This window comes from Candidatus Eremiobacteraceae bacterium (assembly GCA_035295225.1).
In the GTDB taxonomy this organism is placed as follows: domain Bacteria; phylum Vulcanimicrobiota; class Vulcanimicrobiia; order Eremiobacterales; family Eremiobacteraceae; genus JABCYQ01.
Genome location: DATGJI010000052.1, coordinates 67,183 through 92,670 on the forward strand (window position 1 = coordinate 67,183; position 25,488 = coordinate 92,670).

At 60.7% G+C, this 25,488-nt stretch carries 23 protein-coding genes; 4 read left to right on the top strand and 19 right to left on the bottom strand.

Going from position 1 to position 25,488, the window contains the following annotated elements; all coding sequences use genetic code 11:
• Nucleotides 1-56: 56 nt before the first annotated feature.
• Nucleotides 57-977 carry a sulfotransferase gene (locus tag VKT51_08710; GenBank protein ID HLJ84234.1) on the top strand — a complete coding sequence of 307 codons (921 nt, stop codon included), beginning with the start codon at nt 57-59 and terminating at the stop codon, nt 975-977.
• On the opposite strand, the gene VKT51_08715 is transcribed toward VKT51_08710, so the two are convergent.
• From VKT51_08715 to rpsF, 7 genes are all read right to left on the bottom strand, one after another.
• The gene (locus VKT51_08715) at nt 974-1,939 is read right to left on the bottom strand and encodes a sulfotransferase (GenBank protein HLJ84235.1); all 966 of its coding nucleotides are present in this window, start codon (nt 1,937-1,939) and stop codon (nt 974-976) included. The two genes, VKT51_08710 and VKT51_08715, sit on opposite strands and share 4 nt — an antisense overlap.
• On the bottom strand, nt 1,939-3,279 hold the full coding sequence (gene dnaB / locus VKT51_08720; protein HLJ84236.1) for a replicative DNA helicase: 1,341 nt from the start codon (nt 3,277-3,279) through the stop codon (nt 1,939-1,941). Before dnaB ends, VKT51_08715 begins: the two co-directional genes overlap by 1 nt.
• A complete protein-coding gene (lonC, locus tag VKT51_08725; protein ID HLJ84237.1) occupies nt 3,276-5,171 on the bottom strand; it encodes a Lon family ATP-dependent protease in 1,896 nt (631 codons plus the stop codon). The genes dnaB and lonC overlap by 4 nt, the downstream gene beginning before the upstream one ends.
• Nucleotides 5,172-5,194: 23 nt before the next feature.
• Entirely contained in the window at nt 5,195-5,644 is a 450-nt protein-coding gene (rplI, locus tag VKT51_08730; GenBank protein HLJ84238.1) for a 50S ribosomal protein L9, read from the bottom strand.
• Between the two features lie 22 nt (nt 5,645-5,666).
• Complete coding sequence (rpsR, locus tag VKT51_08735; GenBank protein ID HLJ84239.1) at nt 5,667-5,924, bottom strand: 30S ribosomal protein S18; 258 nt, start codon at nt 5,922-5,924, stop codon at nt 5,667-5,669.
• 82 nt (nt 5,925-6,006) lie between these two features.
• The gene (locus VKT51_08740) at nt 6,007-6,447 is read right to left on the bottom strand and encodes a single-stranded DNA-binding protein (protein ID HLJ84240.1); all 441 of its coding nucleotides are present in this window, start codon (nt 6,445-6,447) and stop codon (nt 6,007-6,009) included.
• Between the two features lie 89 nt (nt 6,448-6,536).
• Nucleotides 6,537-6,818: a 30S ribosomal protein S6 gene (gene rpsF, locus VKT51_08745; protein ID HLJ84241.1), complete on the bottom strand. Its 282-nt coding sequence runs from the start codon at nt 6,816-6,818 to the stop codon at nt 6,537-6,539.
• Nucleotides 6,819-7,342: 524 nt separating this feature from the next.
• Here rpsF and VKT51_08750 point away from each other — a divergent pair.
• A complete protein-coding gene (locus VKT51_08750; protein HLJ84242.1) occupies nt 7,343-10,486 on the top strand; it encodes a hypothetical protein in 3,144 nt (1,047 codons plus the stop codon).
• The gene (locus VKT51_08755; protein ID HLJ84243.1) at nt 10,483-11,028 is read left to right on the top strand and encodes a TlpA disulfide reductase family protein; all 546 of its coding nucleotides are present in this window, start codon (nt 10,483-10,485) and stop codon (nt 11,026-11,028) included. The genes VKT51_08750 and VKT51_08755 overlap by 4 nt, the downstream gene beginning before the upstream one ends.
• 103 nt (nt 11,029-11,131) lie before the next feature.
• Here the strand turns inward: VKT51_08755 and alr are convergent, their stop codons facing one another.
• The 8 genes from alr to VKT51_08795 all read right to left on the bottom strand — a co-directional run bounded on the left by alr (nt 11,132) and on the right by VKT51_08795 (nt 20,105).
• Nucleotides 11,132-12,202, bottom strand: a complete 1,071-nt coding sequence (gene alr / locus VKT51_08760) for an alanine racemase (GenBank protein ID HLJ84244.1) — start codon at nt 12,200-12,202, stop codon at nt 11,132-11,134.
• On the bottom strand, nt 12,199-12,648 hold the full coding sequence (gene dtd, locus VKT51_08765) for a D-aminoacyl-tRNA deacylase (protein HLJ84245.1): 450 nt from the start codon (nt 12,646-12,648) through the stop codon (nt 12,199-12,201). Before dtd ends, alr begins: the two co-directional genes overlap by 4 nt.
• A gap of 7 nt (nt 12,649-12,655) precedes the next feature.
• Nucleotides 12,656-14,836 carry a bifunctional (p)ppGpp synthetase/guanosine-3',5'-bis(diphosphate) 3'-pyrophosphohydrolase gene (locus VKT51_08770; protein HLJ84246.1) on the bottom strand — a complete coding sequence of 727 codons (2,181 nt, stop codon included), beginning with the start codon at nt 14,834-14,836 and terminating at the stop codon, nt 12,656-12,658.
• 89 nt (nt 14,837-14,925) lie between these two features.
• Nucleotides 14,926-16,362 carry a hypothetical protein gene (locus VKT51_08775; GenBank protein ID HLJ84247.1) on the bottom strand — a complete coding sequence of 479 codons (1,437 nt, stop codon included), beginning with the start codon at nt 16,360-16,362 and terminating at the stop codon, nt 14,926-14,928.
• Between the two features lie 141 nt (nt 16,363-16,503).
• Nucleotides 16,504-17,889, bottom strand: a complete 1,386-nt coding sequence (locus VKT51_08780; protein HLJ84248.1) for a hypothetical protein — start codon at nt 17,887-17,889, stop codon at nt 16,504-16,506.
• Between the two features lie 146 nt (nt 17,890-18,035).
• Nucleotides 18,036-19,040 (bottom strand): GNAT family N-acetyltransferase, encoded by a 1,005-nt coding sequence (locus tag VKT51_08785; GenBank protein ID HLJ84249.1) that lies wholly within the window; start codon nt 19,038-19,040, stop codon nt 18,036-18,038.
• Between the two features lie 4 nt (nt 19,041-19,044).
• Complete coding sequence (locus VKT51_08790; protein HLJ84250.1) at nt 19,045-19,572, bottom strand: adenine phosphoribosyltransferase; 528 nt, start codon at nt 19,570-19,572, stop codon at nt 19,045-19,047.
• The gene (locus VKT51_08795) at nt 19,569-20,105 is read right to left on the bottom strand and encodes a hypothetical protein (GenBank protein HLJ84251.1); all 537 of its coding nucleotides are present in this window, start codon (nt 20,103-20,105) and stop codon (nt 19,569-19,571) included. The genes VKT51_08790 and VKT51_08795 overlap by 4 nt, the downstream gene beginning before the upstream one ends.
• Before the next feature lie 143 nt (nt 20,106-20,248).
• Between VKT51_08795 and VKT51_08800 the strand changes: the two genes are divergently transcribed.
• Nucleotides 20,249-20,866, top strand: a complete 618-nt coding sequence (locus tag VKT51_08800) for a hypothetical protein (protein HLJ84252.1) — start codon at nt 20,249-20,251, stop codon at nt 20,864-20,866.
• A 16-nt stretch (nt 20,867-20,882) separates the two neighbouring features.
• On the opposite strand, the gene VKT51_08805 is transcribed toward VKT51_08800, so the two are convergent.
• The 4 genes from VKT51_08805 to VKT51_08820 are packed head-to-tail and all read right to left on the bottom strand — an operon-like array spanning nt 20,883 to nt 25,483.
• Nucleotides 20,883-23,153, bottom strand: a complete 2,271-nt coding sequence (locus VKT51_08805; GenBank protein HLJ84253.1) for a restriction endonuclease — start codon at nt 23,151-23,153, stop codon at nt 20,883-20,885.
• Nucleotides 23,154-23,192: 39 nt separating this feature from the next.
• Entirely contained in the window at nt 23,193-24,092 is a 900-nt protein-coding gene (locus VKT51_08810; protein ID HLJ84254.1) for a hypothetical protein, read from the bottom strand.
• Nucleotides 24,093-24,123: 31 nt separating this feature from the next.
• Entirely contained in the window at nt 24,124-24,840 is a 717-nt protein-coding gene (locus VKT51_08815; GenBank protein HLJ84255.1) for a hypothetical protein, read from the bottom strand.
• Entirely contained in the window at nt 24,830-25,483 is a 654-nt protein-coding gene (locus VKT51_08820; GenBank protein ID HLJ84256.1) for a DUF6610 family protein, read from the bottom strand. Before VKT51_08820 ends, VKT51_08815 begins: the two co-directional genes overlap by 11 nt.
• Nucleotides 25,484-25,488: the final 5 nt, after the last annotated feature.

Here is a 25,488-nt window from a genome sequence, read left to right on the forward strand (position 1 = left end):
ACCCGCGCAAGTATCAAGCCATCATTCGTATGAGCCGTTTGTTCGAAACTCTCAGGATGTCCATTCCCAAACCGGTCAAACGCTTCGTGCGTTCGCAATTCTTCGACGCGGGCGGAATCGACAAGACCGTCTTTCTCGCGGGCTCGCACCGCAGCGGCACGACCTGGGCCGCTGCCATGCTGAACTTCGACAATCGCTACCGCGACATGTACGAGCCGTTCAACGGCGAGCGCGTCGCGCAAACGGCGCTCTTCACGTACGGACTGTACCTTCGGCCGGACGATCCCGCGCCGCCATACGCTGCGGCGGCCGAAAGCGTGCTGGCCGGTCGTATCCGTAATGAGACGGTCGACAGGCGTAACAAACGGTTCTTCGCGACGAGCCGCATCGTCAAAGAAACGCACGCCAATCTTTGGATCGCGTGGCTTCATCGCCGATTTCCTTCCGTGCGTATCGTCTTGCTCGTGCGCCACCCGTTTGCGGTCGCCCACTCTCGGCGCGTCAAGAGCTGGCCAACGCGGCTTGACCCGTTCCTAGAGCAGCAGGCGCTCCTCGACGACCATATCGCGCCGTTTCGTGACCTGATCGGCGGCGCTCGCGGCGAGTTCGAACAGCATGTCGCGAATTGGTGCGTCCAGCACTACGTTCCTTTCCGGCAACTGCGGCGCGGCGACGCGCACGTGTTGTTCTACGAACACCTTTGCTGCGAGCCGGCTCGCACGCTGCAGGAGGTGTGCGAATATCTCGGCCGACCCTACAGCACGACCGCGTTGGAAATGCTCGCGAAACCGTCGTTCACCGCGCGCGATGAAAGCCCGATCCGCAGCGGCACCGCTCGCCTCGTGGACGAATGGCGCGATAGTGTGTCGTCCGCGGAAGTTGACGCGGGCATGCGCCTGCTGCGCGCCTTTTCGCTTGATACCGTCTACGGAGAAGGCCCGATGCCGCTCACGCCCGATCCGCTCCGGCCTCTTTAGTCGCCGGCCGGAATTCCGAACGCCGTGAGGTCGCTCACGAGAGGCATGGTCTCTGCCCCATAGATCGCATCAAGGCCGAATCGTCTGAGCAGCGCGAGCGCGCGATCCGTCTGCTCGGCCGTGACGTATTTTCGCCAGCCCTCGAGCACGTCGCCGCCGGTCAAGACCGCGCTTGCGTCCCCGCTGCGGGTCACTCTCGCCTGAACGGACGGCACTTTCATCTGCTCGAAGACGCGATCGTCGAAGGGCCGCCCCAAAAATGCGAAGAGCCGCGCGATCTCGTTGCGCGGTTGAGCCAAGAAGCGCTCGTAGAACGCCACGAAGACGCGCCTTCCGGCGAGCTGCCGCAGCGCGACGTAGTAGTTCGCACACCATCCGACGAGGTGGTTCTCGGCGTCGCCGGATGCGGATTCGATCTCCGCGCGAAAGGGTTCGAGATGATCCGCCATGAGCTGCGGCTGCGACAAGATGATCTCTGCGGCGTTGCGGTGCCATTGCAAGCGCAAGAGCGAACTCAAGACCGCGCACGGATGCCTCAGCAGCACGATGACCGGCATATCCGGGAAGTGCTGACGAATCCAGCCGATCATCATGAGCGACCTGACGTCTTTGATCAGACGGCGGCGCGCGATCATGCGCGTATTGTACGCGCTGATCCAGCCGTTGCGAGCGCGCCCTTCGAATATGGCGGTCGCGGGCTCGAGAAACTCCGGCCGGTCATCCTCCGGGCGTAGATACTGCCAGATCTTGAAGTGCTTGACCTCGGGTACGTACCGGTTGTGGAACGGTTCATACATCGATCGATAAGCGTTGTCGTAATTGATGACGTCGCTGAACCACGTCGTTCCGCTGCGCTGGATCGAGCTGATCAGGACCGAGTCGCGGTGCTGTCTGCTTGTGTCGACGAACATCTGGCCGCGAAGGCGGCTGAGCTGTTTTGCAACGCCTGCGATCGTGGGCATTATGGCGGCGTGTGGTCCAGGTCCACGTCAGAGAACGTCGTGTATTTCTTGTCGAAGCGCAGAAAGACCGTGCCGGTGGGGCCATTGCGCTGCTTGGCGATGATGATCTCGGCCAGATTCTCGTTCTCGGGCGTCGGCGGGTTGTAGTACTCGTCGCGGTAGATGAAGGCCACGACGTCCGCCTCTTGTTCGATGCCGCCGGACTCGCGAAGATCCGAAAGCATCGGCCGCTTGTCGTTGCGCATCTCGGGCGAGCGGTTGAGCTGCGCAAGCGCGATGACCGGCACCTTGAGCTCCTTCGAAAGTGCTTTGAGACCGCGGCAGATCTCGTCGATGATCTCCACGCGGCTCGTCACGCGTTGGTTGGTCGAACGCAGCAGCTGCAGATAGTCCACGATGATCAGGTCAAGACCCGTATTCGCCTTGAGCCGCCGGCAGCGCGATCGGATCTCGCTCACCGTGAGCGCGGCCGAATCGTCGATGTAGATCGGGACTTCAGCCAGAACGCCCATGGCCGCCGTGATATGCCCCCACTCCTCGTCTTTGATGTTGCCGGTGCGCAGACGCTGCGCATCGAGCTTGGCTTCGCTGGAGAGAAATCGTTGTACGAGCTGTTCGTTGCTCATCTCCAGCGAAAAGACGGCTGTGGCCTTGTCGGCATCGCGCGCGGCGTGCATCGCGACGTTCAGACAGAGCGATGTCTTGCCCATGGATGGTCGCGCCGCGATGATGATGAGCTCACCCGGCTGGAAGCCCGCCGTGAACTGGTCCAGACGATGGAATCCCGAAGGTACGCCGGTGACCTGACCTTTCTGGTGATAGAGCTTGTCGATCAACTCGAAGGCCGGCTTGAGCAGGTCCTTGACCAACACGAACCCGCCGCCTTGGCGGCGCCCGATCTCGAAGATCATCTGCTCGCAGCGGTCGAGGGTTTCGTCCACGTCATCGGACGGCTCGAACCCGATCTGCGCGATCCGGCTTCCCGCGCCGATCAACGACCGCAGCACCGCTTTTTCGGCGACGACGCGCGCGTAGTACTCGGCCGACGCGGTCGTGGGGACCGATTCCAATAGCCGGCTCAAGAACTCGACGCCGCCGACCTCTTCGAGCAGGTTGCGGCGCCGCAGTTCTTCCGCGACGGACACCTTGTCGATCGGTTCGCCGCGTTCGTAGAGATTTTGCAAGCTGTGAAAAATCGTGGCGTTGTGCGGGGCGTAGAAATCAGAACGCTGCACGATCTCGCCGACCGCCGACATCAATTCGCGGTCTACCATCAGCGCGCCGAGCACCGCCTGCTCGGCGTCGAGATTCTGCGGCGGTATGCGCTCGAGGGTGTTCATTGGTTCGGCGGCAGTTCGACGCCGAGCGCAGCCAACGCCTCGCGGACGTCGGACACAAGGACCACATCCATGCCGCGCAATTCTTGCGGCACGTCGTGCTCGTTCTCGCGCGGCACGAGCGCCGCGCGCATGCCGGCTGCCCGCGCCGCGAACAGTTTTTCGGGGATGCCGCCGACCGGCCGCACGGCACCGCCGATGCCCACTTCGCCGGTCATCGCCACGTCCTGCGGGATAGAAGCGACGCGCAAAGCGGAATAGAGACACGAAAATACCGCGAGCCCGGCAGACGGGCCATCGATCGCGCCGCCGCCCACGACATTGACGTGCAGGTCGTAGTCCGCCGGGTCCACGCCGCAGACTGCTCGGATGACGGACGTGGCGTTGAAGACGGAGTCCTTCGCCATGGAACCGGCGGTCTCGTTGAAGCGCACCGCGCCTTTTCCGGCGCGCGCGGACTTGAATGAAACTGCCTCAAACTCGATGAGACTCCCCATGAACCGATGGACGCCGAGACCGAACGCTTTGCCGACTTCGCGGCGCGCCGAGGCGCGAACGGGTGTGTGACGGCTCAGGCGCCGGCTGTGGATGACTTCCAGCACGTCGGCGTCCGTCACGCGGACGGTGTCGGCGGCCTGCTCGGGCCTGCGACTCGCGCGGTAGAGCGCCACGCCGAACGCATCGGCCATGACTTGCACCGCCATGCGCCCTTCGAGCGTGTACTCGGCGATGCGGTCGGCCGTGCCTTCGTCGAGCGTCGCCTGCAGCCGCACCGCAGCACGTCGCGCGATCTCGGCGATCTGGCTTTGCGCGAGCGGCATGAAATAGACTTCGGCGCATCGCGAGCGGACGGCGGGATCGATCTCTTCCGGCTGGCGTGTCGTCGCGCCGACAAGCACGAAGTCGGCCGGCGCCCCGTCGGCGAACAGCTTTTTCACGTAGGCAGGGACGTTTGCGTCGGATTCGTCGTAATAGGATGAATCGAACGTGACGCGCTTGTCTTCAAGCACCTTCAGCAGCTTCACTTGCATCATCGGATCGAGTTCGCCGATCTCATCGATGAAAAGCACTCCGCCATGCGCTTTGGTCACAAGACCGAGCTTCGGCTCAGGCACGCCGCCCTCGGCGAAATCGCGCCGCGTCCCCTGATAGATCGGATCGTGGACCGAGCCGAGCAACGGATTGGTGATCTCGCGCGGATCCCAGCGCAGCGTCGATCCGCCGACTTCCACGAACGGCGCGTCGGCTGCGAACGGCGAGTACGATGCGGCTTTGGCCGCTTCGAGCGCCAGCCGCGCGACGGTCGTCTTGCCGACACCGGGCGGCCCGTATAAAATGACGTGCTGTGGAAAGGGAGACGCAATTTTGGCGAGGAGCGCCCGCACAGCCGCGTCTTGTCCGACCACGTCCTCAAGTTTCGCAGGCCGAAGCACGGCGAGCGCGGACGACGGAAGGCCGCGCCGCTCGAGCGCGTCGAGGTCTTCCTTCTTCTTCAGCGTGCTCGAAGTCTCTGGGCCGCCGTCTTCCTTGAGCGCCTCGAGCTTGAGATCTTTGATGTAGTCGCGATGGCGCTCCGCCATCTTCACGCCGACCTTCTTCTCGATATCTTCTTCGACCGTGCGCTGCGCGATCATGTCCGCGAGTTCTTCTTCCACGGCGGCGAGCGCGCTCGGCATAGACGAGAGCGCAGGAAGTTTGTCGATCGTGGGGTCTTCGAAGACGAGGCGCTGCAGCGCGAGCATCCGCTTCGTCAGCGACTTGCTGCGCATGAGCGACAGCGCGTCGAGCTTGCCGGCTTTCAGCACGAGTTTATCGGGGCCCAGGAGACCGGCGAGCATTTCGAAGAGCGCCGTCACCTGACGGCCTACCGCGTTCTCGTTTTGGATCTTCGCCACTTATTTTGTACCGCGCTCGGCGCTTAGGCGCCGGCGACGACGCGCACGATGACTTTTGCCGTGACGCCGGGCACGAGCTTGACGGCGCAAGTATATTCGCCGGCGGCCTTGATGGGATCAGCGAGATCGATCTTATGCCTATCGACGTCTATCGCAAAGGCGGTGCGCAACGCTTCGGCGATCTGCGAATTCGTCACCGCGCCGAAGAGTTTACCGCGCTCGCCGCCCTTGGCGTGGATCTCGACGGGTCTGCTCTCAAGCGTCGCGGCGAGAGCGCGCGCCTCGGCGAGCGCTTTTTCATCGCGCCGCTCTTTAGCCTGACGCGTGACGGCCAGTTGCGCAAGCGAACCGCTCGTGGCTTCCATCGCAAGCCCGCGAGGCAAGAGATAGTTGCGGCCGTAGCCTTCGGCCACCTCAGCGACTGCGCCGGCTTTGCCAATTCCCTTGACATCCGACTTGAGGATGACTTTCACGCTGCGACGCCTCTATTTTCTCTTAGTCGGCTGCGAACGGCATGAGTGCGATCACACGCGCGCGCTTCACCGCGTCGGTGAGGGCGCGCTGGTGCCGCGCGCAATTGCCGGAAATACGGCGCGGCAAGATCTTGCCGCGTTCCGAGACGTACTTGCGCAGCCGCGGCGCGTCCTTGTAGTCGAGATCCTCGATCTTTTCGACGCAGAACGAACAGACCTTACGCTTCGGCTTGCGATCCTTGGCTGCGCGTTTCTTGGTTTTCGACTTTGCTGGGGGCATTGGTGTTGCTTACCTCTCGTTTGTGTAGGGCCGACCTTTACGGTCGGCCGGCGGACCATAAAGGTCCGCCCTACATCGGCTGCTAGAACGGGACTTCTTCGTCGGCGTCGCTGTATTCGTAGGTGGGCAGTTCCGTGCCGGTCGCGCTCTGCGGTGCCGCAGCGCGCGGGCGCGCTCCGCCGCCGTCGCCGTCGCTGCGCGAATCCATGAATTGGAAGTCGTCGGCTGTGACTTCAACCGCCGTCCGTTTGTTGTTGTCGCGGTCGGTGTATTCGCGGATCTGCAGCCGCCCCGAGACGAGGACCGACTTGCCTTTCTGCATGTACTTCGCAGCGATCTCAGCTCGCTGACGCCACACCGAAACGCCGAAGAAATCGGTCTGCTTTTCGGCCGCGTCGCGTCGCTTCGGGCGGTCAACCGCGATGCGGAACGAGCAGACTTGCGTGCCGTCCTGCGTCTGACGCAGTTCCGGATCGGCGACAAGCCGCCCGACGAGGACGATATGATTGTATGAACCGGCCATGGCTACACCTCTTGCTATATTCGAAGACGCGAAGGCCGCCGTAGCGGGCGATAGAGCCCGCGGCGGAAAGCGCGCGAGCGCCTGTTGATCTACAGGCGGATGAGCAGTGCCCGCATGATGTTTTCGTGGAGCCGCATCTGCCGCACGATCTCTTTCGCGCAATCAGCCGTTCCATCAAATTTCATGCAGACATAGTGACCTTCGCGGAGTTTTTGGATCTCGAAGGCCAGCCGCTTCTTGCCCATGCGTTCAGGAGCGATCTCCGAGCCGCCATTGTCTTTTGCGACTGTGGAGAAATGCGCCGCCACCTCGTCGACTTGCGGATCTTCAAGGGCTGGGCGAAGAATATACGTGATTTCGTAATGCGCCACGAAAGTGCGCTGCCTCCCTCTGGGCGTAAGGCTTGTCGCGCACCGCAAACGCGGCGCCGACGAGCAGGAAGGAAATCGGCAGGAGCGATCATCCCTGCCGAAACGGCTGGGACGCAGCATCCCGCCACCCGCGATTGAGAAAATCGCGCGGCGAGCCCGAGAAGTATATCACACGCGAGCGAGGCGTGACAACTCAATCGACGTACGACGGACCTTTATGGTCCGCAATGGATGTAGGGCGGACCTTTATGGTCCGCAATGGATGTAGGGCGGACCTTTATGGTCCGCAATGGATGTAGGGCGGACCTTTATGGTCCGCAAGGATGTAGGGCGGACCTTTATGGTCCGCGATGGATGTAGGGCGGACCTTTATGGTCCGCCGGCGGGCCACAAATGTATGGCTTACGGAGCCCTTCGGGACAACCAGATGGACCACGCGGCCTATCTTTATCTCTGCGCGGCTGCGGACATAGGTGGCTGCGGCCGGCGTAGCCGAACGCCGAGCCGATGGGTGTTGAGAAGCCGTGATCGATCGTCGATTTTGCTTCGCGAGTCTACCTGCGATCATCGCGCTTTTCGTAACGCTGTGCTATGCTTTGCCGGCGTCCGCGCGCGTAGGCTCCGAGCCCGCCTGGGTTGCGCCCGGCCGGCAAACACTGATCGTCTTCGTCGATGCCCTCAAGCAATCGACGCCTTGGCTCAGCGCATCACCGCTCGCGGAAGATGGCGACGGCCAGGTCACCTCGCTTGGAGCGAGGCAGACTGCTTCTCGGCTCATCTACGCGGCCGGCCAACTTCATCCGACCGGCAACTACACGCTCCTCTACGACGGCGCCGGACTTTTCGACTTCGACGGCGCGAACATCGTTGCGCACGGCCCGGGCCGAGCAGTCGTTTCGGTGACTTCGCCCACTGCACAGCTCGTCGTACATCTCGTCGCCATCGACCCTCGCGACCCAGCGCGCAATATTCGCCTCATATTGCCCGGCTTTGAATCATCCTACGCGACCCAGCCCTTCCTTCCGCACTACGTGCGCTCGTTTGCCGGCACGGAGACGCTGCGCTTCGGCGCGTGGTCGGACGCGCAGTTCGACACGCAATCGTCGGTCTGGCCATTGCGGCCGCGCGTCTCGCGCGTGACGCAAGCGATGCTCGCGGGTGTCGCGCCCGAGTACGAGATCGCGCTCGCGAATGCGACAGGCGCCGATCCTTGGTTCGTTCTCCCGGTGGGCGCGACGGATGCCTACGTCTTTGGGATCGCAGCGCTGGCTCACGGACTTCTCGACCCGCGCCTGCATCCGATATTCGAATATGGCGACCGCGTGTGGAGCGCCGGCTCGGCGGAAAACGCGTATGCGCGGATGGCTGCAAGAAACGAGCGTTTGCCCGGTGACGCGTCCACCACTGCGCTCGAGTGGTACGCCATGCGCTCGGTGCAGGTCTTCTCCGTCGTCGACAGCGCCTACGGCCGCGACGCGCGCGATGTCGCGCACGTCCTCTCGCTGCCGAGCGCGAACGGCGCAGTCGCGGCGCAGGCCGATCGAACCATTCTCACTTTCGCGCGCGCCGCACAGCACGCGCAGATGCTCGCAATCGCGGCCGATGATCAAACGGGTTTGGCAAACTCCGTCACGATCGCGACGAGTGTCGACGGTCCGCGTCAGATCTGGCAGCTGACATCCGACGATCGTCTTGTAGGCCTGGGCATGGCGTCGCGCGCGCCCGTTATTCCGCGGCCTGACCTCGCATTCGCCGCCGGGCCCGACATCACGCAGCCGACCCAAGACTCGAACCGGCGCACAATCTCGCGACCGTTCGTCAACACGCTCGCATTCGCGCACGCGGCTATCGCGCCGGCGCACCTTGCCGCACCTTCACTGGCCGGCGCGCTGAATTCAACCTCGATGGACGAGCTCACGTACCACAACGATCTCTTCCGCACCGGTTGGAACCGTAACGAGAGCATCCTCAACACCACGAACGTCGCCTCCAGCGGATTCGGGCATATCTTCACGTTGCCGGTCGATGGTGATGTCCTCGCTCAACCGCTCTATCTTCATCAGTATCCGCTGCCTGCCGGCCCGCGCGACATCGTCGTCGTCGTCACGGAACACGATTCGGTCTACGAGTTCGACGCCGACTCAAACGCGCTCATCAACCGCGCAAATCTCGGCACCTCGCAATCGAGTTCGGATGTCGGCTGCGAAGACATCCGGCCGGAGTACGGGATAACCTCCACCCCAGTCATCGATCGTACGCTCGGGCGCATCTATCTCGTCGCGCAGACCGAACCCAAGCCGTTTGTCTTCCATACCAAGCTGCATGCGCTGGATATCGCCACGCTGAAAGATCAAATCCCGCCGGTCGAAATCACGGCGTCGACCGTGCTCAGCAACGGCACCGTCATAAAGTTCATCGGGCAGAACCAGCAGAACCGCACGAGCTTGGCCGAAAGCGGCGGGTCCGTCTACGTCGGCATTGGATCGCATTGCGATAATAATCCGGGCAATATCGTGGGATGGATCCTGCGCTACGACGCGTCGCTCAATCAGACCGCCAAGTTTTCGACGGCCGAGGATACGGATTCGTATTTGCTGAGCAGCGTGTGGATGACCGGATTTGCGCCGGCCTTCGACGAGAAGGGCGACGTCTTCGTCGTGACCGGCAACGGTTCGTTCGATGCCGATCATGCGGGCGGCAAGAACTTCGGCGAGAGCGTGCTCAGGCTGCCGCCCGATATGTCCAAGGTCACGGACTATTTCGCGCCTGCAAACTGGAACGATCTCAACAACGGTGATGTGGACTTCGGATCGGGCGGCGTCATGCTGCTGCCGAGGCAGAACGCCGCTGTTCCGTTCACGGCGGTCGCACAGGGCAAGTACTCGACGCTGTACCTCCTCGATCGATCTCGTCTCGGCCACGTGAAATCGGGTGATGCGGGCGCGCTGCAGTCGATCCCCAATACGGGCAACGGCCTTTGGGGCGGACCGGCGTATTACAGCGGTCCCACCGGCCAGTTCGTCTACAGTCAGTCCGACAGTGCGCCGCTGCTCGCATTTTCGCTTGCGGTCAACGGCTCCGGCGTGCCGCAGCTCGCGCTCTCTTCGACCGGTACGAGTAACGCGGGATACGGCGGTTCGCTGCCGATCGTCTCGTCGGACGGCCAGCAGCCCGGCACGGCGATCGTCTGGCTGATCGATCGCAGCTCGCCTCTCAAACTCGAGGCGTACGATGCGACCGATGTCTCCAAGCTGCTGTTCCAGCAAGCCGCCGGCAGCTGGTCGAATCCGCAGAACAACGGCTTTTTGACGCCGCTCGTCGCGAACGGAAAAGTTTTCGTCCCGTCGACAAACCAAGTGCAGGTCTTCGGCCTCATCGGTTCTCGTTCGGTCTTTCCCGCGCCGAACGCAGCACCGTCCGCCGGCGTTGAGCGCCGATTGACCGGTATCGTCATGCGTGTGTCGGCGGACTCGCTAACGCTCCGGCTGCGGGATGGACGCCTCATCGTACTCGACATCGCGCCTGCGCGCGCCGCGCGTCATCTGGGCGTGCTGCCGCTCGGACGTGCGGTCGTCGTCTACGGTTGGATCGACAAGGCCGGCACGTTCCACGTCGCGAGCGTCGGTCACACGAGCCAAAACCCAGCGGCATGGTCGCCCGGTCTGTGAAGCGTTCGCTCGTCGTCATCGCGATGATCGGCATCGCTGCGGCGGCGTTTGCGCTTGCCTATGCGCATCGCGCAGGAGTAGCGCGCGCCCTCGGTCGCGTCGCGGGCGGCGAGCCCGCGCAGATCGCGATCGGCCGGCCGTTCCCGCCGGTCAATCTCGTCACGCCTGACAGTAAGCCGGTGGATTTTGCGCCGGAGCGGGGGCGCGTCACCTTCGTGAACGTTTTTGCGACGTGGTGTCCTCCGTGCCGTGCCGAAACTCCGGACCTCGTGCGCTTCGCGGCTGACGCCGCCAAACACGGCATCGCGGTCATCGGGATCGATCGCGCGGAGAGCGCGCGTCAGGTGGACGCATTCCGGAGACAGTATGGGATCAAGTATCCGTACCTTATCGACAGCGGACGCGATACGAAGACGGTGCTGGGTGCGCGCGCGATGCCGACGACGATCGTGGTCGACGCAGGCGGCATCGTCCGGGCAGATGTGACGGGCCCGCTCCAGTACGATGCGTTGGAACGCCTCGCCGCCGCCGCTTCACACTGACGATGTTCCCGGCGGGTCGTAGTAGGGCAAGCATCGTTTGCCCGGCGGACCGTAAAGGTCCGCCCTACATTTGCCCGGCGGACCATAAAGGTCCGCCCTACATTTAGCGGAGGGCGGCGCCGAAGCCGACGATAACCTCGTGCGGCGTCACATCGGCGGCCGCCGCGAGATCATCGAGCCGCACGCCGTCGGCCTCGCCCATCACGAGCGCATCGTCGCCGACGTTCAACACATCTCTGATCTCCGGCGGAACGAACACCATCGTGAAGTTCATGCCGATCGCGCCGGCTATCCGGCACGCCGCGCCGCGCAGCCGGACGACGCCGCTCGTCGAGCGTTTTCGAGGCATCCCATCCGCATACCCGAGCCGGAGCGTGGCGACGGCATCGCCAGGCTGAGCGACGTCGTGCCCGCCGTACCCGAGCGGCGTGGCGACGTCGAAGCGTTTGTACGCGACGACCGTCGCATGCACTTCGACGGCCGTTTTTAACTGCGTCGCTATCGACGCGTCGCCGAGCGAAGCCCCATACAGCCCGATGCCGATCCGCACCGCGTCGCCTCCGCAGCCCCACACGACTGGGCCCGTCGATCCGATGTGCGCGATCGGCACGGCAAGCCCGGCGAGCCGAAGCGAAGCGAGCGCTCCCGCAAACGCCACCGATTGATCGTGCAGCGACTCACGGCTTGCGACGTGCGTCCACGCGCCTTCCCAGTCGATGCCGTCAAGATCGGAAACCGCGGAAGCAAACGCTGGGGTCCGCCACGCCGGCACGCCGCTCCATCCGGTGCCCGTGTCGACCGCAACGTGCGCGCGGACGCGACCGCCTCTCCACTGCGCGATCGCCGATAGCGCGCGCGCAGCGCCGACGTCTTCAACCGTAGGGATCACGTTCAGGTGCACGGCGTCGGCGAGGACATCGCTCGGCGTGGTCGCGACGTGGACGAGCGGAACGTCCACTCCGGCGGCGCGCAAAGCGGACGCTTCATCCACGTCCACGATGGCCACACGGGGCGCGCCCGCTCGCACGCAGAGTTGCGCGACGGTCGCCGCACCCATGCGATATGCATCCGACTTCACCACGGGCCAGAGCATGCGCGGCGCGACGATGCGCCGCCACGCTTCGACGTTGCGTTCGATCGCAGACGAGTCCACCGTGAGACGCGGCTGCTTCAAAACGACTTTCTCGAGTCGAGGAGAATGGTCACGGGGCCATCGTTGACGAGCCGGACCTGCATGTCCGCGCCGAACTCGCCGGTGGCTACCGTCAGGCCTTCGCGGCGCAGCCGCGCCACGACGTTATCGAAGATCTCGCGCGCCGCTTCGCCGGGCGCCGCTTCGATAAAGGACGGACGCCGCCCGCGACGCGCGTCACCGTATAGCGTGAATTGCGAGACGGCGAGTATCGCGCCATCGACGTCGCGCAAGCCCAGATTCATGTCGCCGGACGCGTCGTCGAAGATGCGCAAGCCGGCGATCTTCGATGCCATGAGCTCGATGTCGGCGTCGCCGTCGTCGCGGGCGACGCCGATCAATGCAAGAAAACCGCGGCCTATCTCGCCGACGACCGTGCCGGAGACAGCGACGCTCGCGGAAGTGACGCGCTGGACGACCGCTCTCATCGCTGGGCTACGATCCGGCGCGCGCTTCCCGCTTCGTGACGCGATAGGCGTTGCGGACGTCGCGGACCTTCGAGACCTTTCCGAGGATGCGGCTCAAGTGATCGAGATCGCGGATCTCGAGGCTGCACGAAATCGTCGCGGTGCGGTCGCGTTTGACGCGGGCGGTGACCGACGTCGCGTTCGTCTTCTGCTCGGAAAGCACGGCCATGATGTCTTGCAGGAGTCCCGGGCGGTCGAGCGCCTCCACTTCGACGTCGACCTGGTGCGATTCGCGCGGCGCGGCGTCCCAGGCGACGTCGATGAGCCGCTCCGGCTGCGACATGATGTGACCGACGTTCGGGCAATCAACGCGGTGGACGGACACGCCTTTGCCCTGCGAGATAAATCCGAGGATCGGGTCGCCGGGCACCGGCATGCAGCATTTGGCAAAACGGACGAGCACGTCGCCGGCGCCGAGCACCGAGATGCCGGAGGCCGCTCGACGGACGCTTGGACGGCGCGCCGGAAGCACTGAGGATTTCAATCGCCCATCGAGCGAGATGACGTTTTGCTTGCGCGCTTCTTCGCGCAGCTTTGCGATGATCGACTGCAGCGAGAGATCGCCGAAACCGATCGCTGCCATGAGATCGTCGACTGACGCGTGATTCAGGCGCGACGCGAGCGCTGTCATGAAGGGTACCGTGGCGATCGAGCCGAGCTGCTGACGTGATACTTCGCGTTCGAATGCCTCACGCCCGGAACTGATATTTTCGTCGCGCCGGTTCTTGCGGAACCATTGCTTGATCTTGTGCTTCGCGCTCGACGTCTTGCAGATCGAGATCCAGTCGAGCGATGGCCCGGCGCTATTCTTGTTGACCATCACTTCGCAGATGTCGCCCGTGTGCAGCGTATAATCGAGCGGCACGATCTTGCCGTTCACTTTTGCGCCGACGCAATGATGGCCCACCGATGTGTGCACGTGGTACGCGAAATCGAGCGGCGTTGCTTCCACGCTGAGGCCCATGACGTCGCCCTTGGGCGTGAAGACGAAGACTTGGTTGTCGAAGAGATTGAGTTTGAGATGTTCCATGAACTCGCGGCTGTCGCGCATGTCTTCTTGCCATTCGAGCAGCGAGCGCAGCCATGAGAGCTTCTGATCGAGATCGTCGCCGCGGCCGCCCTCTTTGTAGCGCCAATGCGCGGCGATGCCATACTCGGACGTGCGATGCATCTCGCGAGTGCGGATCTGGATCTCCAGCGGATCGCCGCCCGGTCCGATCACGGTGGTGTGGATGGACTGATAGCCGTTTGTCTTCGGCATGGCGACATAGTCTTTGAAGCGGCCTGGAAGCGGCGTCCAAAGGCTGTGAACGATGCCTACCGCGCCGTAGCAATCGTGCACCGAGTCGACGACGATGCGGATCGCGATGAGATCGAAGATATCGGAGAATTCTTTGCCGCGTTGCAGCTTTTGATAGATGGAGAAAAAGTGCTTGGGTCGGCCGCTGATGTCCGCTTCGATCCCGCTTGCGGCGAATCGCTGCGACACCTGCTGCACGACCGTGTCGACGAGCTGCTCGCGCTCGTTGCGCCTTTTTGCGACCTTCTCGGCGATATCGCGATAGCCGGCGGCATCCAGGTAGCGCAACGCCAAATCCTCGAGATCCCACTTCATCTTATAGATGCCGAGACGGTGCGCGAGCGGCGCATATATCTCGAGGGTCTCCTGCGCGATGTCGTGCTGCTTGGCGGGAGGCAGGCTATGCAGCGTCCGCATGTTATGCAGGCGGTCTGCCAGTTTGATGATGATGACGCGGATGTCTTTGGCCATCGAGAGGAACATCTTGCGCAGGTTCTCGACCTGGATATCCTCTTTGGATTGGTAGGGGATTTTCGTGAGCTTCGTGAGGCCGTCGACGAGCCCGGCGATCTCAGGTCCAAAGCGCCGTTCGACTTCTTCTAACGGGATCGTCGTGTCTTCGACCACATCGTGGAGCAAGCTCGCGGCTATCGAGGCCGGGTCCATTTCGAGGTCCGCGAGGATCGTGGCCACTTCGAGGGGATGGGAGATAAAGGTTTCGCCGCTGGCGCGTGTCTGGCCGTGGTGGGCGGAGAGCGCGAAGGTGTACACACCTTCGAGCCAGGCGGCGTCGAGGTTCGGCTGGTACGATTTCACCCGCTCGAGCAGGTGCGAAAAATCGGAAGCCATGGCGTTCGGGTTCTAGTTATTCGATTACGCGAAGAACCCCTCGCCGGGAAGATGAAGGGGCCGACGTCAGTCGGCCCCTTCAGACCTGATTAACTGCAGCCGTTTGTCGTGAGCAGCACGTAGCCGGTATCCGGGAGGATCGATAGCGGGCTCTTGACCTGGCCGCCCTCGATGCTCGTATACGACGACTTTGGAAGCTTCACCACGTAGGTCTTCTTGGCGCTTACATTGACTACAGCGAGCGCACCGCTGTATTTGCGGAAGAAGACATCCTCGCCGGTGAAAGGCGGATCCGACGGGCCCCCGTACATCGGCGCACACGCCGTGCCCACCGCCGCATGATATTGCGGATAGTAGTTCTCTTTGCCGTACATCGAATTGCTGCCGACGTAGAGCGCCGCGGCTTGCTCTTTGCCCATCAGATACGTGGCGATCGAATAATCGAGTTGCGGGATTGTCGGCGGCTGGTGTTGCCGATTCCAGTCGTCCGCCACGAGGGTGCCTTCGCCGAGCGATTGCGCGTATTCCATCCAGCCGACGGCGTTGACGAGACCATGGTCCGACACGTAGCCGCCCCAGTCCGCGAATCCCGACTCGTTTAACACGATGTCCGCGTTGCCGATGATCGCGCGTTCACCAGGGTCTCCGCCCACACCGTTGACCGGCGCGACATACCCGTTCACGGCCGTGTTGATGGCGAGCGCGAGCGGACGCGAATAGGTCCGCGGATTGTGCAATGCCGCGTGCGCCGACGTCACCCATCCGATCGCGGCCGTCGCCCACGCCGGATCCGATTTCGCGCCGGAAAATTTCTGCACCCAGACGGTGTGATTCGCTTGCCAGACGCCGCAGCCGCCGTGGCCGGAATCGACATGGCCGGTGTTGTTGTCGAGCGAGACGATATCCGCGGCAACCCCGTTGTAGCCGTTCGCCTCCGCAAAGCCGCCCAGCAGCGACATCTGATACTTGATCACCGCCGGATTTGAGATGTCGAGCGGCACGCCGGAAAGTCCGCCCACATAGGCGATCGTGGAACGATCGCATTCATACAAGATCCAGTCCGGATGATTCGCAAGCCACCATGAAGTCGGTTCGTTGAGCCCGCTGCCGGTGGCGTCGGTGTCGAACGGCGTGTAGATCAGCGCGTTGAGGTTGACGTTGTTCGTGTGCCACGCGACCGCCATACTCGGTGTGCGCACGCCCCATACCGACGCGTAGCGCGAGCCGTCAGCGATGCCCTGACCGATGGTGATCATGTTGCCGTGGTCTTGGTCGAAGATCTGAAGTGCATGGATGCCGACCGTCGTGTCGGGGAAGAAACCCTGACCGTGCGGGGGCGGTTGGTGCGGCGGTCCCCCCATCGGCGGGTTCGATTCCGGTACTTGCCCGATCACGAACTGCGACGCCGCCGACTGTGTCGCACTACCCGGTACGGTGAGCCCGAGCACGTTTGCCGCGCCGTGCCCGCCGCAGCCGCTCAGTGAGACGAGGGCCGCGCCGGCGAGCAGGGCGGCGTTCCTCTTCAACGATAGCCGAATATTCAAGTCGTTTCCCCAAACAACGAGATGCGCTTTTTCTAAGCGCAGCCTCATTATATGGAGACGGCTACTCAGCTACGTTGACGGCCCTCACAATCGAGGGTGCGTTGGATAGAACAGTGTCCTCGCTTACGAACACCCGCCCGGGCTCAAGAGGACGAGCCCGGAATTGGGTCCGATGGTGACCGGGCTCCGCACGGTGCCGCCCTCGATGTTCGTGTACTGCGGTTTGGGCAGTTTGACTTGGAACTGCTTGTGCTGGTCGACGTTGACGATCGAAAGGCCGCCGCTGTACACCCGCAGGTACACCCGCTCGCCCTTGAACTTCTGATCGTTGGGGCCGCCGTACATCGGGGCGCACGCCTTCCCGATCGAAGCGGTGTACTGATGATAGTAGTTCTGCGCGCCGTACATGTCGTTCTTGCCGATGTACAGTGCGGAGGCTTGTTCTTTCCCCATCAGGTACGTGGCCAGCGAATAGTCGACTTCATGCGTGGTCGGCACGCTCTTCTGCAGATTCCAATCGTCGGCCAAGATAAACGCCTTGCTTTGGGACTGCACGTACTCCGCCCAATGCACGACGTTGTTGAAACCTGTGTCGCCGACGTAGTTCCCCCAAATCGAGAAACCGGCTTCATCCAACACGATGTCCACGTTGTCGAAGAGACTGCGGACGTTCGGGTCGCCGCCCGCGCCGTTGACCGGGCCGGCATAGGATACGGGGCTTGTATTCACCGCGAGCGCCAGCGGCGTTGCGAACGAATGATGCAGCGCCGAGCTCAGCGTTTTCGCCCAGGAGATAAGCGCGGCGTCCCAGAGCGGGTCGGTTGATTGGCCTGAAAAACGCTGGACCCACTTCGTGTGATTGTTCTTCCAAACACCGCATCCGCCGCGTCCGCGCTGGGGATTACCGGTGTTGTTGGTCATGTCGACGATATCAGCTGCGAGGCCGCTATATTGGTTCGCAATAGCGTAGGAGCCGAGCGTGGCAGACTGATATGCGGCAACGGCGGGATTTGCGAAATCAAGCGGCACTTCTGGAAGTCCGCTCACGTATGCGACCGTCGTGCGATCGCACTCGTAAAGGATCCAATCCGGATGGGTCGCCTTCCACCAACTCAGACCGTGCCCGAGATCCGGTGAATCGGTGTCGAACGGGGTGTAGAGAAGCGGACTAAGGCCGGCGTTGCGCGTCTGCCACGCGATCGCGGTCGCGCTGCGATTGCCCCAGACGGCGCCGTATCGATTGCCGCTATCGGCAGCTTCGGGTACGCTGATGATGTTATTTCTGTCCTGGTCGAAGATCTGGATCGCGTGGAAACCGTCGGTCGTATCTTCGAAGTACGGACTCTTCGCGTACATCGTCGGACCGCCGCCGGGCCCGACCGATCCGTCGATCGGCGCGGTGGTGAGCCACGGCTCGGGTGCGAGCGCGCTGTGACCGCACGCGGATACCGCCGACGTTATACAGCCGGCGGCGGCGAGCATCGCAATGCGAACAAAAATCTTTTTCAAGGTGATCAGTCGTAGCCCCCCAAGTGCCGCGATCGTCATCTCACAACAAGATTCTCGCGCCGGATATTCCCGGCGGTCGAACCTGATGAAATGATTTGTCGCTTGGGGAAGAGTGCCTGCCGCCCTTTGGTCCTATGGGTCCGATTTTATTTCTTTTTCGCGCGCAGTTTCCGGTATGCGGCATACAATGCGGAAGTGCGCTCGAACGTTTTGTACGCGACGGAAAATGCACCGAGGCCTTCCTTGAATCGCTTGACGCCGGGAAGACCTTCACTCGAGCCGAGGTTGTACCAACGAACCCCTCGCTCGGCGGCTCGTCGGATGAGTGCTACATTAAGCGCGTTGCTCGGACGCAGCGTCGCTTGCTCGGAGAGCATCGCGGCGCTCCAGAACATGAGCTCCTCGGATCCGAACAACACGACGCCGCCGGCGATCGGCGCATTTTCGAATCGTGCAAACCATATTTCAACGTCCGGTCCGCCGTACTCCACGACCGCGCGCAAAAGCGCTTTGGAAAAACTCGGTCTCCCGCGCTCCCATCGCGCGGCCGCGGCGGTCAGCATCGCGTAGTACTCGTCCACGGCCGAGACCGGGTCGGCAACGCGCGCGCACACGACGCCGCGCCGTTCGGCCTGACCTGCCATGCGGCGCACGACACCTTCCATTCGGTCGATGGCCGCTTCTGCGCCGCCCGAGACATCGATCAACGACGTTTCGCGCGCCCGGTTCTCGCAGTCTGAAATATCGATGTCGGCGTAGGCTGCGGGCCACGGCGTGATTCGGCACCGCTGGCCAAGGCGTCGAACGATCGCTCGGAACGCTTCAGTGGCGCGCTCCGGTGTTGCGAGCGCGCCGCCGCGCTCGCGCGCGATCGTGTACGTTTCGAGCGGCAAGCCGCTGTACTCCGTCCAACCGAGCCGGCCGCGTTCGGCGACGAGCGGCACGTCCACGAAAGTGCCATCCGCGAATTCACAGCGGGCCGGTGACACTTTGAAACGCGGGTCCGCCGATGCGAGCGCTCGAGCCCAACCCGGACGCGCGAAGAATGTCGGCGCCGGCGAAGCGGCATCGGACGCTTGCCACTCTTCCATCGGCACGCGCGTGATTCGCCGGACCGCGTTTTCGCCGCGCCCGGACGCCGCACCGATCATGCGCTTAGTACTCGACGAACGAGCGAACGTCCACGCCGGGCAGTTTGGCGCGGCCGCCCAATTCTTTCAGTTCGACCAAAAAGGCGAAGCCCAAAACGTGCGCGCCAAATTTTCTCAAAAGCTGCGCGGTCGCAGCAGCCGTTCCGCCGGTCGCGAGTAAGTCGTCGACGACGAGTACTCGTTCGCCGTTCGCAAGCGCGTCGGCGTGCATTTCCAGCGTATTGGTCCCATACTCGAGCTCGTAGTCGACGTTGATCTTCTCGTAGGGCAGTTTGCCCGGTTTGCGTACCGGGATGAATCCGGCGCCGAGCTTGTACGCGATCGGCGCGCCGAAGATATAACCGCGCGCCTCGATCGCCACCACGTAGTCGACCTTCGCATTCGCGTAGTTCGCGGCCATGAGATCGACTGCTGAGCGAAATGCAACCTTATCCTTTAAGAGCGGCGTGACGTCGCGGAACAAAATGCCGGGAATGGGAAAATCCGGTATCGATCGGATGAGCGCTTTCAGCTCGCTTGCGTCCAAGATCATTCCTCGTCGGTTGGCGGCGCTGACACGCCGGGCCGGTACGGAGCCGGCGCGTCGAGCGGATCCGCCGACGCAGGCTTCACGACGTCGTCGTTCGTGACTGGGCGCGACGCTTTGTCTTTCGCGAGCGCAGCGCGGATCGCAAGGTCGCGCGTCAAGGCTTCGTTCTCTCGGCGCATCCCGGCCGCGACCATCCCTGGATAGATGAAGAATAAGATGATGACGTGCAGCGCGACGGCGACCCACTGGCGATCCATCACGGAGAGCGCGCCGTCTGCCGCGTACGCAAGCATGCCGAGCGCGAATGCCCATGTCTTTCCCGTACCAGCGAACCATCCGATGAAGACGATGAAGGTGACCGCTATCGCGAGAGCGCCGACACTGTTGCCGGCACGCGCCGCAGCCGTCAGGGGCGATTGGAGGACGCCGAAGCTCAAAGCTCCCGCCCAGGTCTGGCCGTACGCGCGGAGCACGGCCGCTGCGACCGCGAACGCGGCCGCCCAGTAAAACCAGACGGCGCCGGCGCGCCACCGCATTTCAAGGGTGCTTTGCACGCTCGGGCGTTCGCCGCATCCGTGGCGGCGTCCTTATCTCTACCTGGGCCCTCCCCACGCCTTGACGGCTTCTTCGCGCAACGTGAACGCGCCGGCACTGTAGCGCGCTTGCGGAGGGCTTTGTCATGGATGCGATCGCCGTAGGTCAGACCACTCGTCACCATGTCGTTTTCGGCGTCTATCGAGACGGCGATAACAATCTCGACGCCGCGCAGGAACGCAACGTCACCGATTTCATCAAGACCACCGCCGCCAATCCCGATCTCAAGGCCGTCGTCGAAGATACCACGTCGATGCCGCGCACGCCGTTCGGGGCGGGAGACCTTCGAACCGAGTCATCGATCATCCAATCTGGTACGCAGCACATCACGCGCGTCACAGCTCCCAAGGATATGTCCAGCCGCCAGACGCTCACCGCATTTGTCCAGCGGACTCTTGAGGCAAGGGCATCCGATCCCGCATTCGCGCATTCCGACGTCTGGCTCGACCTTGTCGATCACGGCGGGGGCGACGGCGGCGGCCTTCAGGCGGACGAGAGCGGCGGTTTCATGTCAATCGAAGATATCGCGGGCGCTATCCGCGACGGCCGCGCCGCCTTTGCGCGCTCGCATCCTGGAGCCGATGATTCTGTTCAGGGCGTCGTCGCCAACCAATGTCTTATGGCTTCGCTTGGGTTCGCAGAGGGATACTACACAAAGCAACCCAAACGTCCGGTTTCCCGCGATAGGGGACGCGATAGTTGAAAGCTCGACGCAGAACCTACTCAGCGATATCTGAGAAAATTGAATCATCTACAGCGGGCTCAATGGAGCCGCCACCTATGTCGTCACCGTAATATTGATCAGAGTCATCACCTGGATTAAATTGATCCTCCAACTCAGCGATTTTGTCGTCTATCATGGCTCTAGCCGAGTCGATTTCCTTCGTTACTTTAGGATCAGCAAAACCCATCTCCTCGACTACTTCTAGTGAGCGATATAGTGAAGAGTAATGCTCCTCAGGGTTGGTTCCAGAATCCCAATTCGCTTCAAATAAATCAATATATTCGTCAAAACGGTTAAAATACTCTGATCGAATGAATCCGCGAATGTCCGACCGCTCGTCGTCGGTCAACACCTGAGTTATCATCTCATCAGCCATCGGCTCGAGGTCGCCGGCCTCAATTGTTGCTTCGAAGTTCTTGACGAACGCTGTGCGGACGTCCTCGGGCAGTAAGTCCAAAGCCGCAAGGTGCACAACGAGTTTCCCGAGTGGAAGGTAGATTGCGTATGCGTTCGGCGGCCAAAGCTTCGCGAAGAAATCCGGATACGCTTGTAGGAAGCGCTCGTTAAAGCTTCGATCACATCTGGTCATCAAGAATGAGGCAACCTTTTCGGTATTTAGAGTTCCGAGGCGCTCGACGACGGAATCGTAGCGATGTCTCGGAACCGAAACTTTTGCCCCAAGTATGGAAACGGCGCCGCACACGACTTCCTCGACGAGTTGGTCGATGGGTGTGCCAGCAATATAGATATCGACAAGTTCTGCGCTATTGGCTACGAAGATCGCGAAGGCATCTCGGACTGTCGGATGCTGAAATGCCCAATATTTCGACCCATCGGCTGTTACCAGCTTTACAAGACTGTTCTTTAGCGCCTCCATCGCGACGTAGACGCTACTTTCGTTAGATCCCAACCGTTTGATAGCATTCTTAGATGCATCTGTTAACTCGATGGGACTTGGCAATCGATTGCCCGACATAAACACAATTGCGAGCGCTGCGCGGGTATGGCTGTCCGCAGTTTGAATGATCTCCAGCAACATTGGTAAAGGATTCTCGACATAGTGACGAACGGCGGCTTGAGTGAATTGCAAATTCTGAGTAAGCGCAGGGTTGCCGAGTCGTCGGGCCGTCTCCGGTAAGAACCACTTATTCTCCGCAACGCCGCGCAGGAACGGTTGGATTTGTTTCTTATATGTTTTCGACTGACCGCCAAGTTTGATGTGATTGTAAAGAATCTGAGATTTCTCTGCGAGCGAAAGATTGCGTACCTGTATTACGACTTGCGAGTCCCTAAACAATGGAAAGGCGTCTATTTTTAGGTCTAGTACCGCTCGCTGGTATATGTATGTGCGCGACGTAAGAAGTACTCTCGCGCCCTTAGTAAGTGCCGCTCTCATGTGAGGAATAATACGATTCCAGTGGTCTGCAACAGATAGCTGGTATTGGGTTGTACCAAAGGCGTCATCAAACCAAAACAACTGCTCGGGTTCGTGCGGATTCCAATGATCCTTAAACTCTTCTGGAGAGGTCAATTTCAATGGACGTGCTCGCCATAAATCAATTGCAGCAACGCTTAGCCCGGCTGCGATCGTAGACTTGCCAGTCGCGGGATCTCCAAGAAGAAGCACAAAACCCTCATCAATTAGCGCTTCTGCCGCTTTTTGCTGAGCTTGCGTTACCACAAGCTTCGAAAGGTCGGGCCCCATAGACGTTAGGATTTCCAGGGCTTGATCGTAGTCTCTCTCATCGAGAATTTGGCTGAGGTCTCCTAGACCGTAAAGTCGTGGTACGAGCGCGCGTAATCTCTTGTCTTGTGCAATTTGGAGGTTGATCCAGTCCGCTCCATATATTGAGAAATCGTTTATGCCTGCAATGCTTAGAAACTCAACCCTAATTCTGGCTTCAGATTTTGCCGTACATCTTGCGTTGGTCATCAATATGTATGAGTCAGCTAGTCCATTGGCAGCTAGTCGTGCCGCCTTTCCAATTTCGTCCTTCAGGTCTGAAAGCGAAATGAGAGAATCCGCGATTGAAGTGGACTTACATTGGACTACAGTTAAGGCGTTTGGTGGTTCGCCGCGGAATGTCGCGTCGCGGCCCTCGTCATGTGTCGCGGCGAATGTTTGAACGGGTCGATTAAGAACGGTTTGTAGAATTGTCGCGCACAGATCTTGGAAGGCCTTCCACCCAAGCGAATGCAGATTGAAGTCGGCTGAAGGTGACCCAACTACGCGTGACTTGCGAGAATCGTTCGAGTCTTGTTGCATATCTTGTCTTGCCTAACCGCGTAACGATGCCGAACCACCTTAATCGGACCGCGCCGCTGGAAAGTGAAAAATGCCCTTCTGCACGAGCTCGTACTCTGAGCGTGTCATTCTTCCCAGTATCACAGGTGATTCGACGTCGATGTCCCTAACCGTCGAATAAATGCCAACTGGTCCATAGTTGTCTCGGACCAGAACGGTTACAGAAGTACCCGCCTCGTGCGCGAAATAGACGGGAGCTTCTATCTCTACCGGCCTGGTGTACCGTCGCCGGTGATAGTCCTCGACGTGCAGAAGCGCCTCAAACGCAGCGACACTTCTATTTACTCTGGACATCACAGTTATCACAGGCATCTCCGTTCTCATTCCTGGCAATCTCACTTTATCACCCACAATCGTGTAGTTGGAGTGAAAAACTGCGTTTCGCAAGTTTGCGTTCCAGGACTCTCTGAACGGTCTTAGTGCTGCCCTATGGATCGGGTCCGAGGTTAGCTGTCGGAGTTGTTGTATCTTTCGGCCGGGAGACAGCTCAGCTCCGTCGCCATCGCGCTCAAAAACTAGGGTTCGGTGAGGGTGGCCCGAAGCGATGTGAATCAAATCAGCTACAACTTGATACGGGTAGTATGATTCGACAATATGGCCGTAAAGCCAGAGCCCAATGGTAACTTCAAGATCATAGTTTGGCAGCGACGCGTGGAGAGCGATAATTTTGGGAAAGATTCGTTTTGTCGTTTCAAACGGGTCGGAGTAGAGATCGCGTTCCTTGTGTACAAGCGCCAGGATGAAGTCGAATTCAGATTTAGCCTTCGCTGCCTCAAATAGTCTGTTGAAGGCTGTCAAGTACCGCGGCAGATCACGTGAATAAATCGGATTGAAAGTCAACGGGAGCGGCTCGGCGAACGACCACTCACCATCATCGGATATTGTCCACTTAATGTTCACGTGGCGCTCTCGGGACTAAACGGTCGTAAATCTAGCGACGAAGACTAGTTCCAATCCAGGTTAACAAGGTATCTTCCAACCACGCGACGGCCTTCGCTAAGGGCGAAAGTCCCGGCCGCTCCGAGAAGTCATGTTCCGGAGCTGGAAACTTTGGGGCACCACGATCAACTCCGGGAGCATGTGTCAGAAAATCAGTATATTCTCTGTTTTTCTCCTGAGAGAAACCCCGCAACACAGCGATTGCCAAGACTAACACCAAGGCAGGCACATAGTTCCGCGCCATGTTGTAAAAACATGATTGCCCTGCGAGCGCCGGAAAAACAAAATAGAACGTTACGACGATGAGCGCCGTGACAAGCAGAAACAGTAGTAAACTGCGCATGAACGTTATGGGCTTGTTTGTTGGCCTGTGAGTCTTGAAGTACCATTGAATGTTCCGGTCGTCGTCATCACTCAAGAATTGGCGCTCGATGTTCGCGATCACGACAAGGTTTCTGTTATACCAGAATGATGCGTCCAAGACAACCTGGATTGCCCATGTTACAAGGACAATGTAAAGTGACGCGACGATCCAAGTTGGTAACACATCGGAATGAATAGCCGACGTGGCAACGGCGAGCAGCGAGGCCGCAAAAATTGACACGGCTTGCCATGCAAGCCCGAAGTGGCGACCGATCTCGGCGTTATACGTGTCGTACACCTTGAGCAGGAACTCACTTCGATGAGATCGTGGGTCGTCAAGAGACACGGTAGTCGTCCCAAAGTTCATTAATGCTGCGCATGGATTCCAATATGCATCGAACGTAGCCCCCGCGGGGATGTCGTTGAAAACCTCGGCCGTCAAAGTATTTGCCAAAGGCCGCATCAATTGTAATAGAGTTGCAATCGAAGCTAACTACGTCCATTGACTGAGCCATTTGACGCTGCGCAAGCGGTCGCCCACCCAGCAAATGAACTGGGGCGCTCAAAAATTGATCCGTCGGAGTAAGCGTCTTCCCATAGCCTGATGGCATACTGAAGCCCAAGACGTGGCGGCGATGAGAAATGCTGGGCCGAATCACATTAAATTGTCTGATTTTGGGCACAACGATAACCCATGACGCATACTCGCGCAGTTTCTGAGCCTGCTCCTTTAGTTCGGAAAGCCTGCGTACATCATCGAGGTCTCGCGCGACCGTGAACAACGGACAATGCAGCTTGACCGCTCGTAGGTGCCGATCAAAATCGTAGTTTTCCCAGTCGACATCGATCATGCCGACCGATTCCACTCCCCTCAAATCTCTTAAGTTCGTGTATCGCGCACCAGGCAGCCATCCCAGTCGTCGAGCCTTCCTGGCAATCTCTTTACCGTAGCAAATGATCTTGTAGACGCTTTTGAGGCTCACGGCCACCCAAT

Bases quoted from the DNA above. Each gene is read 5' to 3' on its own strand.
- VKT51_08710 (HLJ84234.1), top strand. From the start codon at position 57: ATGTCCATTCCCAAACCGGTCAAACGCTTCGTGCGTTCGCAATTCTTC.
- VKT51_08715 (HLJ84235.1), bottom strand. From the start codon at position 1,939: ATGCCCACGATCGCAGGCGTTGCAAAACAGCTCAGCCGCCTTCGCGGC.
- dnaB (HLJ84236.1), bottom strand. From the start codon at position 3,279: ATGAACACCCTCGAGCGCATACCGCCGCAGAATCTCGACGCCGAGCAG.
- rpsR (HLJ84239.1), bottom strand. From the start codon at position 5,924: ATGCCCCCAGCAAAGTCGAAAACCAAGAAACGCGCAGCCAAGGATCGC.
- VKT51_08740 (HLJ84240.1), bottom strand. From the start codon at position 6,447: ATGGCCGGTTCATACAATCATATCGTCCTCGTCGGGCGGCTTGTCGCC.
- dtd (HLJ84245.1), bottom strand. From the start codon at position 12,648: ATGAGAGCGGTCGTCCAGCGCGTCACTTCCGCGAGCGTCGCTGTCTCC.
- VKT51_08770 (HLJ84246.1), bottom strand. From the start codon at position 14,836: ATGGCTTCCGATTTTTCGCACCTGCTCGAGCGGGTGAAATCGTACCAG.
- VKT51_08785 (HLJ84249.1), bottom strand. From the start codon at position 19,040: ATGATCGGTGCGGCGTCCGGGCGCGGCGAAAACGCGGTCCGGCGAATC.
- VKT51_08790 (HLJ84250.1), bottom strand. From the start codon at position 19,572: ATGATCTTGGACGCAAGCGAGCTGAAAGCGCTCATCCGATCGATACCG.
- VKT51_08795 (HLJ84251.1), bottom strand. From the start codon at position 20,105: ATGCGGTGGCGCGCCGGCGCCGTCTGGTTTTACTGGGCGGCCGCGTTC.
- VKT51_08800 (HLJ84252.1), top strand. From the start codon at position 20,249: ATGGATGCGATCGCCGTAGGTCAGACCACTCGTCACCATGTCGTTTTC.
- VKT51_08805 (HLJ84253.1), bottom strand. From the start codon at position 23,153: ATGCAACAAGACTCGAACGATTCTCGCAAGTCACGCGTAGTTGGGTCA.